This window comes from Stutzerimonas sp. S1, assembly GCF_025966695.1.
Classification (GTDB): Bacteria; Pseudomonadota; Gammaproteobacteria; order Pseudomonadales; family Pseudomonadaceae; genus Stutzerimonas.
In genome coordinates this window covers 30,188-48,843 of the sequence record NZ_JAOEIY010000004.1, presented here as the reverse complement: position 1 = coordinate 48,843, position 18,656 = coordinate 30,188, and the positions used below count along the sequence as shown (strand labels likewise).

The following is an 18,656-nucleotide window of genomic DNA, read 5'->3' as shown; positions in this document are numbered from 1 at the left end:
CGTTCTCCGCTCAGGACGCACTGGCCAGGACGGTATCCGCCAGGGCATGCAAGGCGAAACCACGCGCATAGGCCGCTGGATCGGAACCATCCCAGAGGCTGCCATCCATCAGCCGGCTGCTGCGCATCGGCGTGGCCGGCACGGCGATGCCCAGTGCGCTGGCGGCGTCGCGGTAGAGGGCGGTCTGTTGCACGGCACTGGCCACCGCCAGGTAGTCCGGATCCTGGCGCAGCAGACCCCAGCGGCGCAGTTGGGTCATGAACCAGAGGCCGTCGGAATGGAACGGCATATTCACCGCGCCGTCGGCGAAAAAGCGCAGGGGATGCGTGTCCTGCCAGCTGTTGCCGAGGCCATCGCTGTAATGTCCGAGAAAGCGCGGCGCGATGGAGCCGAGGGGGGCGTCGACGTGCTCGCACGCCGCGATCAGCTGGGCCGTGCTGCGGCGGTTCTCCTCGTTCTGATCGATGAAGCGGCTGGCGGCGAGCACGGCCATGATCAGTGCGCGAGCGGTATTGGGGTACTGATCGACGAAAGCCTGGGTGCAGCCGAGCACCTTTTCCGGGTGGTCCGGCCAGATCGACTGACTGGTGGCCAGGGTAAAGCCGGTATCCTCCGCGACTGCTTGCGCGCCCCAGGGCTCGCCCGCACAGAAACCGTCGATACGTCCGCTGCGCAGGTAGGTGACCATCTGCGCCGGCGGCACCACCACGGTCCGCACGTCATCCAGCGGATGGATGCCGTTGGCGGCTAGCCAGTAGTACAGCCACAGCGCATGCGTCCCGGTGGGAAAGGTCTGGGCGAAGGTCAGGCGTGCACCGCTTTGGCGCACGCAACGGCGCAGTGCCTCTGCATCGGTCACGCCCGCGGCCTTCAGTGGTGCGGACAGATTGATGCTTTGACCATTCTGCGCGAGCCCCATGAGCACGGCCATGTCCACCGGTGCGCTGCCGCCGATGCCCAGGTGGACTGCGTAGATCAGGCCGTACAGTCCATGCGCGGCGTCGAGTTCGCCGTCGACCAGCTTGTCGCGCAGGCCGGCCCAGGAGTGCTGTCTGCGCAGATTGAGCGTGAGACCGAACGGCTGGGCGAATCCCTGGGTGGCGGCGACGATCAGCGATGCGGCGTCGGTCAGCGCCATGAAACCGAGATTGATGGTGGTTTTTTCGGGGGCATCACTGCCGCCGACCCAGGCCAGGGCGTCGTCGCGGTATGAAACAGCCGTATCGCTCATGCAGGCAGCCTTATCGAATGCAGGTCGGCGCAGACGACAGCGCCGGGAATCCGCCTAGCCTGTAGCAAGCGATATGCCAGCCGTCACGTGGCTTGCGTGGGTACATGAGTCCCGAGACGGCTGAGTGATTGGTGGGGCAGGCCGCCAGACGTTACCGCAACTCAGCGTGGATACAGCGGTGGCAGGATACCGGGCTCCTGTACGGCGCTTGGCGTTGCTGCCGGCGGCAGGGTCTGGATGGCCTGCCAGAGCGCATCGCCTTGCCAGCGCTGGCCGGTTTCGCTGTACAGCGCACCGTTGAGCCCATCGAGCGCATCGGAGAGCGGTACGAAGCGCGCTGCCATGTCGGCAAGCGTCTCCGGCTGCTGGCGGGCCCAGGCATCCAGCGCCTGCCGAGTGGTCTGAGTGTCGTTGGCCTGACAGGCGCGACGCAGATCGTCCAGCAGGCTGCGCGGCGTCGGCCCGGGCTGCAGGGCACGCAGCACTGCAGGCTGCCGACGCGCACGCCACCACAAGCCGAAACCGAGTGCGGTGGTGAGGAACAACACTGCCGTGCTCAGCTGCCAGGGCCATAGCAGCGCTGGCCGGCGCGACGGCTGGCTGGACTGCATGGGCTCCAGCGGTGCTTGTTCGAGACCGAGGTTCTCAGCCACTTGCAATGTGCGTGCAGGGAGCGTGGTGCGCTCGAGACGGTCTTCGAGGGTGTTCCACCAGACGACTTCGACTACTGGCAGCTGCAGTTCACCGCTGCGGACTGGCACCAGCGCTTCGCGCTCCTCGCGGCTGCCGGTCAGCCCGTCGGTGCCGACTTCGTCGGCCAGGCTCGGCTGGTCGGGATAGCGTCGCAATCCGGCGGCCTTGCCCGTGCCTACCGAGGGCAGCTGGGCACTGGAGAGTCCCTTGGCCTTGAGCAGCAGGCTGCGGGTCAGGGATTCACCATGCATGGCTTGCGCCGGCTCCGGACTCCAGGCTTCTACCAGGGTCAGCTCAGTGGCGGGCAGCCACGGGATGCCTGGCGGATAGTCAGCGGGCTTGGCCTTCACATGCAGCGGGATGTTCGGTGACTTCACCTGAGTGGATCTCCCGGGTCGCGGCCCGAGTAGCGAGTTGCCGACGGCTACGGTCGTGGCGCTGAACAGCTGGCCGGGAATCAGCAGTTCGCCGCTCCGCTGCGGGAATAACGCGTAGCGGATTTCTATGACGCCGTGGCGTACGCCGTTGATGGTCTTCTCGTAGGTCCGCGGATCACCGAGCCGCTCGACCAGCGCCTCGGGCATCTGCAGGGGTGAGAGACTGCTGTCGTCGTAGAGCGACACCGAATGGAAGATGCGCAGGGTGAGGATCACCTGGGCCTGAACGTAGACGCTGTCGTGATCGAGGCTGGCGTCGATGAAGATTGGCGCCAGCTGGGTACTGTCATCCTTGCTGCGCGATTCCTGAACCAGCAGGGCGATAGGCTGGCTGCGCAGTTCGCCAAGCTGCAGCGACGGGATCACCACGTGGCCGGTACGCTTGGGGCGCAGGGTAGTCAGCCAGCGGGTCACCGAGCGGGTTTCGCCGTTGACGTTGGAGAGCCTGTTGAGCTGACGGGTGTCGAAGACCTCGAACAGGTCGTCCAGCGGCTGCAGGTCGGGTTTGCCGAACACGGCGGCATCGCGTGCTTCGAGCGTCAGTTCGAGGGTTTCGTCGATGCTCAGCTGGGTGCGGTCGACGCTGGCATGCAGCAGCGCGGCATTGGCCTGGCAACCCAGGGCCACGAGCAGAAGAAAGACCATCACGCGGATCATCGATTCAGTTCCTGGCGCTTGCGTTGTTCGTAGAGGAATTTGCGGCGCAACAGCTCGCCGGGATTATCGGGAATCTGCCTTAGCCACTGCTCCATCGCCTGATGGCGTTCGGCGGTCGGCAGGTCTTCCAGCGCCGCGGCCGCAGGCGCCTGGTCCGACGCCTGCGCCGGCTGTGGTTCGGCAGACTGCGGCTCGTCGCCCGGTCCTTCGCGGTTAGCGGGTGAAGCCGGCGTCTGTTGTGTCGTCGAGTCTGGCGGTGGCACCTGTGCAGGACCTGTCTGCGGGTTGGGTGGTACTTGCTCTGAGGGCTTGGGAGACGGCTCTTCGCCGGCCGGCTGCTCGTCCTGCCGGGATTGCTGCTGGCGTTGGCGCAGCAGTTCTTCCACCAGCGCCTTGTTGCGTTGTGCCGGCTCAAGGTCAGGCTGGCGCTCCAGCGCCTGTTCGTAGGCTTCGAGGGCGGCTTCCAGCTGTTCGCTGCGGGCCAGGGCGTTGCCGCGGTTGTAATGGTCTGCCGCACCGTCGCCCTTGGCGAAGCGTTCGGCGGCAGCGGCGTAATCGCCGGCACGATACAGCGCTATGCCCTGCCAGCGGGGATCCTGGAAGCGTTCGGCCGCTTGCGCCGGGCGCTGGGCGTCGAGTAGGCGCTGCCCCTGCTGATCCGGGCGCAGCCACAGGTCGTCGAACTCCAGCGCACTGGCCGGCGGTGTCTGCAGCAGCAGGAGCGGCAGGCAGAACAGCCAGCCGCGGCGTCCGGCGCAGGCGGCGAGCAGCAGCAGTGGCAAGAGCAACCAGTAACCCTGGTCGAGCCAGGTATCCAGGCGGGTGGTTTCGTCGAGGGTGAGCGTACTACCGGCTGCGTCGAGTAACCCGAGGTTCTGCAGGTCCGCATCGTCGACCCGGGACTGCTGGTAGCGACCGCCGAGCTCGGCGGCGAAGCGGCGCAGGCCGGCGTTGTCCAGTCGCGGAATGAGGATCGCGCCGTGGGCGTCCTTGAGGAAACTGCCGTCTTCGCCGGCGATGGGCGCGCCCTGCTCGGTACCGATGCCGAGAATCGACAGCTGCGCGTTACGCTCGCCAAGCAGTTCGAGAATGGCACGCTGCTCGGTGTCGCCGACCGCCGCAGTCATCAGCAGCAGTCTGCCGCGGCCCTGCGCGCCCTGTTCGAGCAGCGCAAGGCCTTGAGCCACGGCGAGATCGGCGCGCTGTCCGGGTTCGGGCATCAGTGCCGGGCTCAGCGCGTTCAGCAGGTTGGTCGTGGTGGCCAGATCATCAGACAGCGGAACGAGCGTATGGGCACTGCCAGCAAAGACGACCACCGATGTCTGCGCGTCGGGACGGCTTTCAAGCAGGTCGAGCAGCTTGCGTTTGGCGTGTTCCAGGCGCGTCGGTGGCGTATCGGCGGCGAGCATGGCGGGGGTCACTTCGAGCAGCACCACCAGCGGATCGGCGCGCTTGAGGCTGGGTTGCTCCAGACGCTGCCAGCTCGGCCCGAGCAGGGCCAGACAGGTCAGCAGCCAGGCCAGGCCGAGGGCAACCCAGGGCAGGCGACTATTGCGCAGGCGGCCACGGGTCAGCAGTTCGGCATGAAAGGCTTCGGGCAGCAGCCGCTGCCAGCGACCGATCTGCCGCTGTCGGTGCCAGAGTCGCCAGAGCAACCAGAGCAGCAGCGGTACGATCAGCAGCCAGAAAGGTCTGAGCAGTTGCGGCCAGAAGGCGTTCATCGGCGGCGCTCCAGGGACGAAGCGAGGCGCTGCAGTTGTGCCTGCCAGAGATCGGCGGCGACCAGCAGCAGGCTGATCAGCAGCGCTGCGCTGAGCGGCCAGGCATACAGTGGATGGGCGACACGCGCCCGCGCCGGTTGTTGTGCGGTCGGCTCGAGGCGATCCAGAGTTTCGCCGATGGCCTGCAGTTCGGCGCTTGAACGCGCGCGGAAGTAGCTGCCGCCGGTGCGCTCGGCGAGTGCACGCAACGTGGCCTCATCCAGGTCTAGCCCCGGATTGAAGCCGAACCGGCTGAGTACGCCACCTTCCTCGATATCGGCGCCGATGCCGATGGTGTGGATTTTCACCCCCTCGTCAGCGGCCAGCTGCGCGGCCACCAGCGGCTCGATCTCGCCCCCGTTGTTGGCACCGTCGGTGATCAGCACCAGTACCCGGCTGTGGGCAGGACGTTCGCGCAGACGCTTGACCGCCAGGCCGATGGCATCGCCGATGGCCGTATTGCTGCCGGCGATACCAACCAGCGCTTCATCGAGCCAGGTGCGCACCGTGTGCCGGTCGAAGGTCAGCGGGGCCTGCAGATAGGCCTTGCTGCCGAACAGGATCAGTCCGACGCGGTCGCCATGACGGGCCTCGATGAAATCACCGAGCAGCACCTTGACCAACTCCAGGCGGGTAATTTCTTCGTCCTGCCACTGCATGTCGGGGTAGTCCATCGAGCCGGATACGTCGACGGCGAGCAGCAGGTCGCGACCGCTGGTGGGCAGAGGGAGCGGCTCGCTGAGCCATTGCGGGCGTGCGGCAGCGAACAGTAGCAACAGCCAGATGGTCAGGTAGGGTATCTGCTGGCGCCAGGCGGGCAGGGCGACTCGTGCGCGACGCCCGGAAAGGCTTTCCAGCTCGGCGAGAAAGCTCACCTTGAGTGCAGCCTCACCACTGTCGGCGGCCGGCAGCAGACGACGCAACAGCCAGGGCAGCGGCAGCAGCAGGAAGACCCACGGCCAGGCCAGTTCAAACATGCTTGCGAATCCAGATATCGACGGCCTGTTCCAGGCCGTCGATGGCCTTGTCGTCCAGCCGGCATTCGGCGCGATAGGCACCTTCCACCAGCACCATCCAGCGAGTCAGGCCGGCAGCCGGACAGCGACTGTCGAGGAACGCCAGCCAGGCGCGACCGCTGAGGGTATGCGGGTGATTGTCCGGGTAGCGGGTGCGGCACAGGCGCTTGAGCAGTGCGTTGAGCTGCTGCAGCCACTGGCTGGCCGGCTGCCCGCCGTACGGCTTGCTCAGCTTGGCCAGTTCGATAAGCGCGGCCTGACGGTGTGGGTCCAGCGGTTGCTCGGCGAGCTTCTGCCGCGGGCGCACGCGACGCAACAGGCGATAGCGGAAATGCCAAAGACCGCCGACAGCGAAAGTCAGCAGCAGCGCCAGCAGCCACCAACCCGGCGCAAGCGGCCACCAGGAAATCGGCGCGGGCATGATCGGTGGCGCCAGTTGGTCCAGCGGATTCATGGCCGCGCCCCAGGCTGTTGCACGCGGAGGTGGTCGCGCAGCTGTTCGACCGGGTCGCGCTGGGTATCGAGTGGCATCAGCGGTACGCGCAGGCGGTCGGCCAGGCGCTGCCAGCGTGCGCTGCGCGCCTCGCCCTGCTGGCGATAGGCCTGACGCAGCGCAGCGTCGTGGGTATCGAGCTCCAGGCGGGCGCCGCCTTGGGCAAAACGCAGCAGACCGGCAGCGGGGAGCGCATGGTCGAGTGGATCGGAAATCGGCAGCAACAACAGATCGACGTGGCGTGCGAGCAGGCTCAGTTGCTGCTCGGCTGCGTCGCCCAGCGTGCGCTCGTCGCAGAGGATCACCGCCAGGCTGCCTGGCCGCAGCACTTCACGGGCGCGGCGCAGCGCCAGGCCAAAGGTGTCGGGTTCGAGCGGCGTGTCGGCGTCGAGCTGGCGGTTGGCCCTGACCAGGCGATCGAGCAGCTGCAGCAGGCTCTGCTTGTTGCGCCGCGGTTTGATCTCGTGGTGCTCGGCATTGCCGAACACCAGCCCGCCGACCCGATCGTTGTGCAGCAATGCCGCCCAGCCGATCAGGCTAGCGGTTTCGGCGGCCAGGACGGACTTGAATGCACGCCCGCTACCGAAGAACAGCCGACGGCTTTGCTCCACCAGCAGATAGATGGGGCGCTCGCGCTCTTCGTGGAACAACTTGGTATGTGGTTCCTGGGTACGCGCGGTGACGCGCCAGTCGATGGTGCGCACGTCATCACCGGCCTGGTAGACCCGCACCTGATCGAAATCCACCCCGCGCCCACGCAACTTGGAGTGATGCAAGCCGACCAGAGGGCTGCGTCGATGTGGCGTGGAGAACAACGGGACCTCGCGGACGCGGTGACGCAGGTCGATGAGCTCGCTCAGGCTGGTGCGCACGCCTGCGCCAGCCGGCGCTGCCGGCGGCATGGGAGAACGCGGGTCTGGATGCATCTCAGGCGACCGCCACCACATCGAGGATGCGTTGCAGCACGCGATCCTGGTCGATGCCGGCTGCCTCCGCCTCGAAGGAAAGGATCAGGCGATGGCGTAGTACGTCGAAGAGCATCGCCTGAATATCTTCCGGGCTGACGAAGTCGCGCCCGGCCAGCCACGCATGCGCACGGGCGCAGCGGTCCAGGGCGATCGAGCCACGCGGGCTGGCACCGTAGGCGATCCATTCGGCGAGCTCGGCGTCGAACTTGGCTGGCGTACGAGTGGCCATGATCAGCTGGACCAGGTACTCCTCCACCGCATCGGCCATGTACAGGCCGAGTATCTCCTTGCGCGCGGCGAAGATCGCCTGTTGGCTGACGCGGTGTTCCGGCGCCGCTTCGCCGTTGATGGCCTCACCGCGCGCCTGTTGCAGGATGCGCCGCTCAACCGAGGCATCCGGGAAACCGATTTTCACGTGCAGCAGGAAGCGGTCTAGCTGCGCCTCGGGCAGCGGGTAGGTGCCTTCCTGTTCGATCGGGTTCTGCGTGGCCATGACCAGAAACAGCGGCGGCAGGTCGTAGGTGCTGCGGCCCACGCTGACCTGGCGTTCGGCCATGGCCTCCAGCAGTGCCGATTGCACTTTCGCCGGTGCGCGGTTGATTTCGTCGGCAAGCACCAGATTGTGGAAGATCGGTCCCTGCTGGAAGACGAAGCTGCCGGTTTCCGGGCGATAGATCTCAGTGCCGGTGATGTCGGCAGGTAGCAGGTCGGGGGTGAACTGAATGCGATGGAACTCGGCCTCCAGGCCTTCGGCCAGCTCCTTGATCGCGCGCGTCTTGGCCAGCCCCGGCGCACCCTCGACCAGCATGTGGCCGTCGGCGAGCAGGGCGATCAGCAGTCTCTCGATCAGCCGGTCCTGCCCGAGAATCTGGGTGGAAAGGAACTGTCGCAGCGCGATTATCGATTCACGGTGGTCCATCGTTTCAAGGCTTCCAGAAAGGGATGGAACGTCGGCTCGTTCCGGCTGCCGGTCGCGGCGCGTGATCCGGCTGGCGCCGCTTCAACAGGCTGCGGCGAGCGCGTCACTTTACTGCATTTGCGGCGGTCTAGACTAACGTTGAACCTTCACCCTGTGGGGTCAGTCACTACCGACGATCCCTTTTTTCAGCAAGCCAAGCGGGGCAACTCATGGCGTTCTTTACAGCGGCCAGCAAAGCCGATTTTCAGCAGCAATTGCAGTCGGCGCTGGCGCAACATGTAGATGGACAACTGCTCTCCCAATTGGGCCTGTTCGCCGAGCAATTCTTCGGCATCGTTGCTCTGGACGAACTCACCGAACGGCGAATGACTGATCTGGTCGGCTCGACTCTGGCCAGCTGGCGTCTGCTGGAGCGCTTCGATCGCACCAGCCCGCAGGTGCGGGTATTCAACCCCGACTACGAGAAACACGGCTGGCAATCGACCCACAGTGTGGTCGAGGTACTGCACCCGGACATGTCGTTTCTGGTCGATTCGGTGCGCATGGAGCTGACCCGCCGGGGATACAACATCCACACTTTGCAGAACTGTGTGCTGCAGATACGGCGTGCGGCCGATGGCAGCCTGCTCGAGCTGCTGCCCAGGGATCAGTCGGCGACCGATAGTGGCGCCGAGTCGCTGATCTTCATCGAGATCGACCGCTGCGCGAGCATGGCCGAGTTGCGTGAGCTCGAGCAGTCGCTGCTCGGCGTGCTCGCCGATGTGCGGCTGGTCGTCGGTGATTTTCTGGCGATGAAGGCGAAGGTTACGGACATTCGCGGTCGTCTGCAGACGGCGGACCTGTCCGGTGTGCAGATCGATGACGAGGAGTTGACCGAGATCGATGATTTCCTTGGCTGGCTGGCGGAGGACCATTTCACCTTTCTCGGCTACGAGGAGTTCTCGGTCGCCGAATCGGCTGAGGGCGGTCGCATCCTGTATGACGAGGGCTCGCTGCTTGGGTTGTCGCGCAACCTGAGGGTCAACCTGTCCGCCGAGGATCAGGCGCTGTTGCCGTCCTCCCTGGCTTACCTGCGTGAGCCATTGTTGCTGTCGTTCGCCAAGTCGGCGACCCAGAGTCGCGTGCACCGTCCGGCTTACCCGGATTTTGTCTCGGTTCGTGAGTTCGATGCGCAGGGCCAGGTGGTCCGCGAGTGCCGCTTCATGGGGTTGTTCACCTCGTCGGTGTACACCCAGAGCGTGCGGCGCATTCCCTACATTCGGCGCAAGGTCGATGCAGTGGTTTGGCGCTCCAACTTCGGTGGCTCAACGCATCTGGCCAAGGAGCTGGTACAGGTATTGGAGGTGCTGCCGCGCGACGAGTTGTTCCAGGCCTCCAATGACGAATTGTTCGAGAACGCCGTGGCCATCGTGCAGATTCAGGAGCGCGCGCGGCTGCGGCTGTTTCTGCGCTTCGATCCTTATCGACGTTTCTGTTATTGCCTGGTTTACGTGCCGCGCGACAATTATTCCACCGAGACGCGAATGAAGATTCAGCAGGTACTGCTGGATCGGCTCCAGGCCGGTGGCTGCGAGTTCTCCACCTATTTTTCTGAATCGGTGCTGATCCGCGTGCAGTTCATTCTGCGGCTGGATCCAGGTCGTCTGCCAGAGGTCGATCCGCAGCGTCTGGAGCAGGAGGTCCTGCAGGCCTGCCGCAGCTGGCAGGACGAGTATGCGGGGCTGGTGGTCGAGCGCTTCGGCGAGGCACAGGGGACCAATCTGCTTGGTGACTACCCCAAGGGCTTCCCGGCCGGATATCGCGAGCGCTTTTCGCCGCAGTCGGCTGTGGTGGACATGCAGCACCTGCTCAGCCTGAGCGAGGATCGGCCGCTGGTGATGAGTTTCTATCAGCCGGTTACTGCCGAAGAGAACCGCCTGCATTGCAAGCTCTACCACATCGACACGCCGCTGCCGCTGTCGGACGTGCTGCCAATCATGGAGAACCTCGGCCTGCGGGTGCTGGGCGAGTTTCCCTTCCGCCTGCAGCGCAAGAACGGCCGCGAGTACTGGATGCACGACTTCGCCTTCACCTATGGCGCGGGGCTGGAAATCGACCTGCTGGAAATCAACGAGCCGCTGCAGGATGCCTTCATCCACATCAACAATGGCGATGCGGAGAACGACGCCTTCAATCGCCTGGTGCTGACCGCCGGCCTGACGTGGCGCGAGGTAGCGTTGCTGCGTGCCTATGCGCGTTACCTCAAGCAGATCCGCATGGGGTTCGATCTTGGCTACATCGCCAGCGCTTTGCTCAACCACACCGAGATCGCCCGCGAGCTGGTGCGGTTGTTCAAGATGCGTTTCTACCTGGCGCGCAAGCTCGCCGATGAGGATCTGGCCGACAAACAGCAGCGGCTGGAGCAGGCCATCCTCACGGCGCTGGATGAGGTTGCGGTGCTCAACGAGGATCGCATTCTCAGGCGCTATCTGGCACTCATCAAAGCGACCCTGCGGACCAATTTCTATCAATCTGATGCTGGCGGTCGCGCCAAGGATTACTTCAGCTTCAAGTTCGATCCGCGAGCGATCCCGGAGATGCCGAGGCCGATTCCCAAGTACGAAATCTTCGTCTATTCGCCGCGGGTCGAGGGCGTGCACCTACGGGGCGGCAAGGTGGCGCGCGGAGGTCTGCGCTGGTCGGACCGCGAGGAAGACTACCGCACCGAGGTGCTGGGCCTGGTCAAAGCCCAGCAGGTGAAGAATGCTGTCATCGTGCCCGGCGGGGCCAAGGGCGGTTTCATTCCGCGCCGCCTGCCCGCCAATGGTTCGCGCGACGAGATCCAGGCCGAGGCTATCGCCTGCTATCGGATCTTCATCAGCGGCCTGCTGGACCTCACAGACAACCTCAAGGAAGGGCAGGTGGTGCCACCGCTCGGGGTGCTGCGTTACGACGAGGACGATCCGTACCTGGTGGTGGCTGCCGACAAGGGCACCGCGAGTTTCTCCGACATCGCCAACGGCATCGCCGCTGCCTATGAATTCTGGCTGGGCGATGCGTTCGCCTCCGGAGGCTCGGCCGGCTATGACCACAAGAAGATGGGCATCACCGCGCGCGGCGCGTGGGTCTCGGTACAGCGACATTTCCGCGAGCGCGGCATCAATGTGCAGACCGACAGCATCAGCGTGATCGGCATCGGCGACATGGCCGGCGACGTGTTCGGTAACGGCCTGCTGATGTCCGAAACGCTGCAGCTGGTGGCTGCTTTCAACCATCTGCACATCTTCATCGACCCCGATCCTGACCCGGCGCGCAGCTTCGCAGAACGCAAGCGGTTGTTCGAGTTGCCGCGTTCGTCATGGGCTGATTACGACAGTGCGTTGATCTCCTCCGGCGGTGGCGTGTTCCCGCGCTCGGCCAAGCGCATTCTCATCACCCCACAGATGAGGCAACGCTTCGCCATCGATGCTGAGCAATTGACGCCGACCGAACTGATCAATGCATTGCTCAAGGCGCCGGTCGACCTGCTGTGGAACGGTGGCATTGGCACCTATGTCAAGAGCAGCACGGAAACCCATGCGGACGTCGGCGACAAAGCGAACGATGCGGTGCGTGTCGATGGCAACGAGCTGCGCGCCAAGGTGGTCGGCGAGGGTGGCAATCTCGGCATGACGCAGCTGGGGCGGGTGGAATATGCACTGCACGGCGGCAGCAGCAATACCGACTTCATCGACAATGCCGGCGGAGTCGACTGCTCCGATCATGAGGTCAACATCAAAATCCTGCTCAACGAGCTGGTTGTCGCTGGCGACATGACCGGCAAACAGCGCAATCAGTTGCTGTTCGACATGACCGATGCGGTGGCTGAACTGGTGCTGCATAACAACTACAAGCAGACCCAGGCGCTGTCGCAGGCTCAGTATCGCTCGCGCGAACGAGGCGCCGAATACGTGCGTCTGATCGCAGCGCTGGAGGGCGAGGGATTGCTTGATCGGAAGCTGGAGTTTCTACCCAGCGATGACGCGTTGGCCGAGCGCGCCATCCTGGGCAAGGGCCTGACTCGACCGGAGCTGTCGGTGCTGATTTCCTACAGCAAGATCGAACTGAAGGATGCCTTGCTCAAATCGCGGGTGCCTGACGATGACTATCTGGCCCGCGAGATGGAAAGCGCCTTCCCGCAACTGCTGGGCGAACGCTATCGCGAGGCGATGCTGCAGCATCGCCTCAAGCGCGAGATCGTCAGCACCCAGATCGCCAACGATTTGGTGAATCACATGGGCATCACCTTCGTGCAACGGCTCAAGGAAGCTACCGGGATGAGTGCGGCCAATGTCGCCGGAGCCTATGTGATCGTGCGCGATATCTTCCACCTGCCGCATTGGTTTCGGCAGATCGAGGCGCTGGATTACAAGGTGCCCGCCGAGCTTCAGTTACGGCTGATGGATGAGCTGATGCGACTCGGCCGCCGCGCCACGCGCTGGTTCCTGCGCAATCGCCGCAGTGAGCTGGATGCCGCGCGCGACGTGGCGCATTTCGGTCCACGTGTTGCGGCCCTGGGGCTCAAACTCGACGAGCTGCTCGAGGGGTCGACCCGTGAACTCTGGCAGGCGCGCTACCAACGCTACACTGCCGCCGGCGTACCAGAGCTGCTTGCGCGCATGGTGGCAGGCACCAGTCACCTGTACACGCTTTTACCGATCCTTGAGGCGGCCGACGAAACCGGTCAGCCGCCTATCCATGTCGCAGCGGCGTATTTCGCGGTTGGTGGCGCGCTGGAGTTGCCGTGGTATCTGCAGCAGCTGACCAATCTGCCGGTGGACAACAACTGGCAGGCACTGGCCCGGGAAGGCTTTCGTGACGACCTGGATAGTCAGCAGCGCGCCATCACCGTGTCGGTCCTGCAGATGGATGCCGGAGCCGAGCAGCCGGGGCAGCGCGTTAGCGCCTGGCTGGGACAACGCCAGTATCAGGTCGATCGCTGGCTCAGCATGCTGGCTGAACTACGCGCCGCGAGCACGCCGGATTACGCCATGTATGCGGTAGCCAGTCGTGAGTTGCAGAATCTGGCCCAGGCACCGGCGGGCCGCAGTGAGTAAGCGGTATCCGCGATCGTGTTGCTGTTCAGGGGAGCGCCGGCTGGCTATGCCGGCCGGCGCAGGGCGGAACGCCGCTCACGGCTCGATTGGTTGGCCGCGTTTGAAACGTGTGATTTGCGGTAGGTCGCGCAGGTAGCGCACCATGTCCGGTGCGCCGGCCAGCTTCAACCCTTCTCCGATGGCATTGGCGGTGGGTTCGCGCTTTTCCAGCAGCAGCAGCTCGGAACTGTTGGCGTTGCGCAGCAGGGTCAAGCGGGCGTATGGCACCTGAGTATCGAGTAGCAGTGCCATGAACTCCCGGTCGTTCCACGCCTGGGCAGGCATGGCCACCGCGTGGTACTGCTCGTCCAGCGCACGAAGACCGGCTCGATCGAGACGATAATCCGTAAGTTCGGCGGGCATGGTGACTTCCAGTCCGCGCAGTCGCGCATAGGCCACCGCGCTGGCGAACTCCTCGACATGATGCTCGCCTGACCAGTACAGGCGTTCGCCCAGCCAACTGGCCTGGCGCAGCTCGATGGGGGCACCCTGAGCGTACCCTGGCAGCGCTACGCTCAGGGTGCGCAGGAAGTCTTTGTAGCTGATGATGCGTACCCGCCGACAGATTTCGGTAGCGGCAAACGCGTCGATGGTCGGATAGGCAATGCCGTCACGGCTCTGGCCGCCGAGGCCGTCGATCTGGCGCAGATCGATGGTTGCCTGGGATTCGCTGTCTTTTATGATCAGACGGGTCAATGCCGCATGTGCGCGGGCCTTGTCTTCCTGTACCGGGCCGGAAAGGGCGCCACGTGGTAGTTCTAGCAGGCGCTGCAGGCACGGCCCATCATTCCAGAAAATGCTTGGCTCCGGCTCGTACAGCGGCGCGAAGGGCAGGCTCAACTGGCTGGCGCGCTCCAATGCAGGGTGCGACGTCTTGGCGCGCAGTCCCAGGCGTTGGGCCAGTTTGGCGATATGGGTAGTCAGTAAAGGCATTGGCTCGGGCAGGCTCGTGACGATGCTTGAGCTCGAAAAACTCTGGCCGGAGTGTGGCAGACCGGAACGTAATGCGCACCTGCTTTGCGATCCTGGTCGGCTCCCGCCCATGGCTTGTGGCAGTACCGCGCGCTGGATGACGACGAATCGCCTACGCATCGATATGACAATATTGCGGTAGTTGAACACAAGGAGCCTCCATGCCGAACCTGGTGCTGGATATCGCGTTGCCCGCTGAGCGGCTGCTGGCGGTGTATCAAGGGCATGCCAATCGGATCCTGATCCGCAGCCGGGATGGCAGGCGGGTCAGCTTGCCAGCGCATCATCTGCGACCGTTTGTGACCCGCGAGGGAGTGTTTGGTTCCTTCGAGATGGAATTCGCCGAGCATGGCCAGTTGATCGGCTTGCGCCGCTTGCGCTGAGCTGGCGCCATCGGTGGCGCGCTGCCCCGTGCAAGGCGGCTGATTTGTCTCTTCGCCTGCTATACTTCGCGGCCACTCTTTCCGAGATTCTAGGCTGCGTATGTATAACCTGGCCCGCCAGTTGCTGTTCAAGTTGTCCCCGGAAACGTCCCATGAGCTTTCTCTCGATCTCATCGGCGCGGGTGGCCGTCTCGGCATCAACAGACTGTTGAGCAAAGCGCCGGCGAGCCTGCCGGTACGCGTCATGGGCATCGACTTTCCAAACCCGGTCGGGCTTGCGGCAGGGCTGGACAAGAACGGTGAGGCCATATGTGGCTTGTCGCAACTAGGCTTCGGCTTCATAGAAGTGGGCACCGTCACGCCACGGCCGCAGCCAGGCAATCCGAAACCGCGAATCTTCCGCCTGCCGGAGGCGGAGGCCATCATCAATCGCATGGGTTTCAACAATCACGGCGTGGATGCCCTGCTGGCTCGTGTGGATGCAGCCAGGTTCAAGGGCGTGCTGGGAATCAACATCGGCAAGAACTTCGATACACCTGTCGAGCGCGCGGACGAGGATTATCTACTGTGTCTGGACAAGGTGTATCACCACGCCAGTTACGTCACCGTCAACGTCAGCTCACCGAACACGCCTGGCCTGCGCAGCCTGCAGTTCGGTGATTCGCTGAAGCGGCTGCTGGATGCGCTGCGCTTGCGCCGCGAGGATCTTGAGGTCGAGCATGGCAAGCGAGTGCCGCTGGCGATCAAGATCGCGCCGGACATGACCGACGAAGAAACTGCACTGGTGGCTGAAACCGTATTCCAGGCTGGTATGGACGCGATCATCGCAACCAATACCACGCTTGGCCGTGAGGGCGTTGCCGGTCTGGCGCATGCCGACGAGGCCGGCGGGTTGTCCGGCGCGCCGGTACGCGAAAAGAGTACCCATACGGTGCGGGTGCTGGCGCAAACCCTCGGTGGTCGTTTGCCGATCATCGCGGTAGGAGGAATCACCGAAGGACGCCATGCGGCCGAAAAGATCGCCGCCGGGGCAAGCCTGGTTCAGCTGTATTCGGGATTCATCTACAAGGGGCCGGCGCTAATCCGTGAGGCCGTGGATGCCATCGCCGAGCTGCGCTCTAAGGCGCAGTGACCGGAAGCAGGGGAAGTGTGTTCTGCCCGGTACGGGGCTCCGGATTGGGAGCCCCTGGGCTTCTAGCCCGCCGCCCGGATGGGGCGTGCCATGAAGAGTCGGTTAGATCGGTGAATCAGCCGACCGCGTGAAGTTCGTTCAGTCGATGCAGACCGGCAGTGCCGGTCAAACCATCCCAGTTGTCGCCGCGACCCTCCCGCCAGCCGTTGATCCAGGCTTGACGTACAGTGGGATGGGTAAAAGGACACAGGTCGCGAGATTTGCCATGTATGCCATGTTGATAACCGCGCAAGAATGCTCGTTCCATCGGATCACGCTTGAGTCTTCTCATTGGGTATTGCCCTCAGTGGTTGACTGGTGTTCCTCGTGGCCTCATGGCGAGGCCGGGGCAGATAGACTGCCAGTGGGTCCGCTGCCGGCGTGGCGGACTCCGTCGATCTCATTGCGAAATCGACCTGAGACGATTTCTAACCCAATGCCGGAGAGGCGGGAACGATCGTTTTGTCATAAGTAGGTAACCAAACTATGGTTCTCCCCATAAGCCATGCGCAGTGCCGGGAGCAGCGCTGCTTGCCCTGAGCCAACCCGTCACTGTCCTTGCGTTTTCGTGACGCAAGGCATTTTTTACCGGGTATGTTCCGACGAAGGGTCGGGATGCCTTGGATCGAACACTTTCTGGAAATACGCATGACCGATCGTCACGAACTTATTCTTACCTGTCCCAAAGGACTCGAAAGCTTGTTGTTTGAAGAGGCAGCGAGTCTCGGCCTGGAGGACGCGCGTGAGCAAACGGCAGCGGTTCGCGGCAACGGAACACTTGAGGTCGCCTATCGGCTGTGCCTCTGGTCGCGTCTGGCGAACCGGGTGCTGCTGGTCGTCAGTCGGTTTCCGACCGAGACGGCCGAGACTCTTTATGAAGGGGTGCGGGCGGTCGACTGGGCCGACCATCTCGAGCCGACCGGTAGTCTGGCAGTCGAATTCAGCGGGCGCGGATCGGGCATCGACAACACCCATTTTGGTGCCCTCAAGGTCAAGGACGGCATTGTCGATCGCTTGCGCACCACCAGCGGTGAGCGGCCCAGCGTCGACAAGCTGAATCCCGATCTGCGGGTCCACCTGCGCCTGGACAAAGGCCAGGCAGTGCTGTCGATCGATCTGTCCGGTCACAGCCTGCATCAGCGTGGCTATCGTCTGCAGCAGGGCGCGGCGCCACTAAAGGAAAACCTGGCCGCGGCAGTGCTCATCCGCGCAGGATGGCCGCGTATTGCTGCCGAGGGCGGCGCGCTGACCGACCCGATGTGCGGGGTAGGCACTTTCCTCATCGAAGGCGCCATGATGGCGGCCGATGTCGCACCGAACCTCAGGCGTGAGCGCTGGGGCTTCAGTGCCTGGCTCGGTCATATACCGGCGCTTTGGGAACGGCTACACGCCGAGGCCCAGGCCAGGGCCGCCGCAGGACTGGCTCGGCCACCGCTATGGATACGCGGTTACGAAGCCGATCCGCGCCTGATTCAGCCGGGACGCAACAACATCGAACGTGCCGGACTGTCCAGCTGGATTCGCATCTACCAGGGTGACGTAGCGACTTTCGAGCCGCGTCCCGACCAGAACCAGAAGGGGTTGGTCATATGTAATCCGCCTTATGGCGAGCGTCTGGGGGATGAAGCGAGCCTGCTGTATCTCTATCAGAATCTCGGCGAGCGGCTGCGTCAGGCCTGTCTGGGCTGGGAGGCCGGGATATTCACCGCTGCACCGGATCTCGGCAAGCGCATGGGCATCCGCAGCCATAAGCAGTACGCGTTCTGGAACGGCGCACTGCCGTGCAAGCTGCTGCTGATCAAGGTCGAACTGGATCAGTTCGTCACTGGGCGTCGTTCTGAGTCGGTGGAGCCGAGCGCGGCGCAGGCACCTGTCGAGCTGGCACGACTGAGCGAAGGCGGGCAGATGTTTGCCAACCGCTTGCAGAAGAATCTGCGTCAGCTGGGTAAGTGGGCGCGGCGTGAAGGAATCGAATGTTATCGGCTGTACGATGCCGATATGCCGGAATATGCGCTGGCGGTAGATCTGTATCGCGACTGGGTGCACGTGCAGGAGTATGCGCCGCCACGTTCGATCGATCCGGAAAAGGCGCAGGCGCGTCTGCTCGATGCCCTGGCGGCGATTCCGCAGGCGCTAGGCATCGCCCGCGAGAAGGTGGTGGTCAAGCGACGCGAGCGGCAGAGCGGGACGCGCCAGTACGAGCGGCAGGCAGCGCAAGGGGAGTTCCTCGAAGTGTCCGAAGGCGGGGTGAAGTTGCTGGTCAACCTCACCGATTACCTCGATACCGGACTGTTTCTCGATCATCGGCCGCTGCGGCTGCGTATTCAGCGCGAGGCAGCGGGCAAGCGATTCCTCAATCTGTTCTGCTACACGGCCACTGCTACCGTGCATGCGGCCAAAGGTGGTGCACGCAGCACCACCAGCGTGGACCTGTCGCGGACTTATCTGGATTGGGCGCGGCGCAATCTGTCGCTGAATGGTTTGTCTGATCGTCAACGGCTGGAGCAGGCGGATGTCATGAGCTGGCTTGCGGCAGACCGTGGCGAGTACGACCTGATTTTTATCGATCCGCCGACGTTCTCGAATTCCAAACGGATGGAGGGGGTGTTCGATGTACAGCGTGATCACGTCGCCTTGCTGGATCTAGCCATGGCGCGGCTCGCTGCGGGCGGGACGCTGTACTTCTCCAACAACTTCCGCAAGTTTGTGCTTGATCCAGGCATTACGGAGCGCTACGGAGTGGAAGAGATTAGTGCATCCACCATTGATGAAGATTTCCGGCGCAACCCGAAGATTCATCGCGCCTGGCGGCTTCAGGCCCGCTGAGCAGAGGCGTTGCTGG

13 protein-coding genes are annotated in these 18,656 nt (G+C 63.8%); 4 read left to right on the top strand and 9 right to left on the bottom strand.

Annotation, left to right across the window (positions count from 1 at the left end; all coding sequences use genetic code 11):
- Window positions 1–10: 10 nt before the first annotated feature.
- From N8H22_RS09430 to N8H22_RS09400, 7 genes are all read right to left on the bottom strand, one after another.
- Window positions 11–1,231 carry a CmpA/NrtA family ABC transporter substrate-binding protein gene (locus N8H22_RS09430; protein ID WP_264590253.1) on the bottom strand — a complete coding sequence of 407 codons (1,221 nt, stop codon included), beginning with the start codon at window positions 1,229–1,231 and terminating at the stop codon, window positions 11–13.
- A 161-nt stretch (window positions 1,232–1,392) separates the two neighbouring features.
- Window positions 1,393–3,018, bottom strand: coding sequence for a BatD family protein (locus N8H22_RS09425; protein ID WP_264590252.1), 1,626 nt, complete (start codon window positions 3,016–3,018; stop codon window positions 1,393–1,395).
- The gene (locus N8H22_RS09420; protein ID WP_264590251.1) at window positions 3,015–4,739 is read right to left on the bottom strand and encodes a VWA domain-containing protein; all 1,725 of its coding nucleotides are present in this window, start codon (window positions 4,737–4,739) and stop codon (window positions 3,015–3,017) included. Before N8H22_RS09420 ends, N8H22_RS09425 begins: the two co-directional genes overlap by 4 nt.
- Entirely contained in the window at window positions 4,736–5,755 is a 1,020-nt protein-coding gene (locus tag N8H22_RS09415; protein WP_264590250.1) for a VWA domain-containing protein, read from the bottom strand. Before N8H22_RS09415 ends, N8H22_RS09420 begins: the two co-directional genes overlap by 4 nt.
- The gene (locus N8H22_RS09410) at window positions 5,748–6,248 is read right to left on the bottom strand and encodes a DUF4381 domain-containing protein (RefSeq protein WP_264590249.1); all 501 of its coding nucleotides are present in this window, start codon (window positions 6,246–6,248) and stop codon (window positions 5,748–5,750) included. The genes N8H22_RS09415 and N8H22_RS09410 overlap by 8 nt, the downstream gene beginning before the upstream one ends.
- Window positions 6,245–7,213 carry a DUF58 domain-containing protein gene (locus N8H22_RS09405; protein ID WP_264590248.1) on the bottom strand — a complete coding sequence of 323 codons (969 nt, stop codon included), beginning with the start codon at window positions 7,211–7,213 and terminating at the stop codon, window positions 6,245–6,247. Before N8H22_RS09405 ends, N8H22_RS09410 begins: the two co-directional genes overlap by 4 nt.
- 1 nt (window position 7,214) lies before the next feature.
- Complete coding sequence (locus tag N8H22_RS09400; protein WP_264590247.1) at window positions 7,215–8,174, bottom strand: MoxR family ATPase; 960 nt, start codon at window positions 8,172–8,174, stop codon at window positions 7,215–7,217.
- 209 nt (window positions 8,175–8,383) lie between these two features.
- Here N8H22_RS09400 and N8H22_RS09395 point away from each other — a divergent pair, with 209 nt between their 5' ends.
- A complete protein-coding gene (locus N8H22_RS09395; RefSeq protein ID WP_264590246.1) occupies window positions 8,384–13,249 on the top strand; it encodes an NAD-glutamate dehydrogenase in 4,866 nt (1,621 codons plus the stop codon).
- A 75-nt stretch (window positions 13,250–13,324) separates the two neighbouring features.
- Here the strand turns inward: N8H22_RS09395 and N8H22_RS09390 are convergent, their stop codons facing one another.
- Window positions 13,325–14,221, bottom strand: a complete 897-nt coding sequence (locus N8H22_RS09390; protein WP_264590245.1) for a DUF6685 family protein — start codon at window positions 14,219–14,221, stop codon at window positions 13,325–13,327.
- Between the two features lie 200 nt (window positions 14,222–14,421).
- On the opposite strand from N8H22_RS09390, the gene N8H22_RS09385 reads away from it, so the two are divergent.
- Both N8H22_RS09385 and N8H22_RS09380 read left to right on the top strand, forming a co-directional pair.
- Window positions 14,422–14,643, top strand: coding sequence for a DUF2835 domain-containing protein (locus N8H22_RS09385; RefSeq protein ID WP_264590244.1), 222 nt, complete (start codon window positions 14,422–14,424; stop codon window positions 14,641–14,643).
- A 100-nt stretch (window positions 14,644–14,743) separates the two neighbouring features.
- Complete coding sequence (locus tag N8H22_RS09380) at window positions 14,744–15,775, top strand: quinone-dependent dihydroorotate dehydrogenase (protein WP_264590243.1); 1,032 nt, start codon at window positions 14,744–14,746, stop codon at window positions 15,773–15,775.
- Window positions 15,776–15,890: 115 nt separating this feature from the next.
- Here N8H22_RS09380 and N8H22_RS09375 read toward each other — a convergent pair whose 3' ends face one another.
- The gene (locus tag N8H22_RS09375; RefSeq protein WP_003289553.1) at window positions 15,891–16,106 is read right to left on the bottom strand and encodes a ribosome modulation factor; all 216 of its coding nucleotides are present in this window, start codon (window positions 16,104–16,106) and stop codon (window positions 15,891–15,893) included.
- A gap of 356 nt (window positions 16,107–16,462) precedes the next feature.
- Here N8H22_RS09375 and rlmKL point away from each other — a divergent pair, with 356 nt between their 5' ends.
- The gene (rlmKL, locus tag N8H22_RS09370) at window positions 16,463–18,640 is read left to right on the top strand and encodes a bifunctional 23S rRNA (guanine(2069)-N(7))-methyltransferase RlmK/23S rRNA (guanine(2445)-N(2))-methyltransferase RlmL (protein WP_264590242.1); all 2,178 of its coding nucleotides are present in this window, start codon (window positions 16,463–16,465) and stop codon (window positions 18,638–18,640) included.
- Window positions 18,641–18,656: the final 16 nt, after the last annotated feature.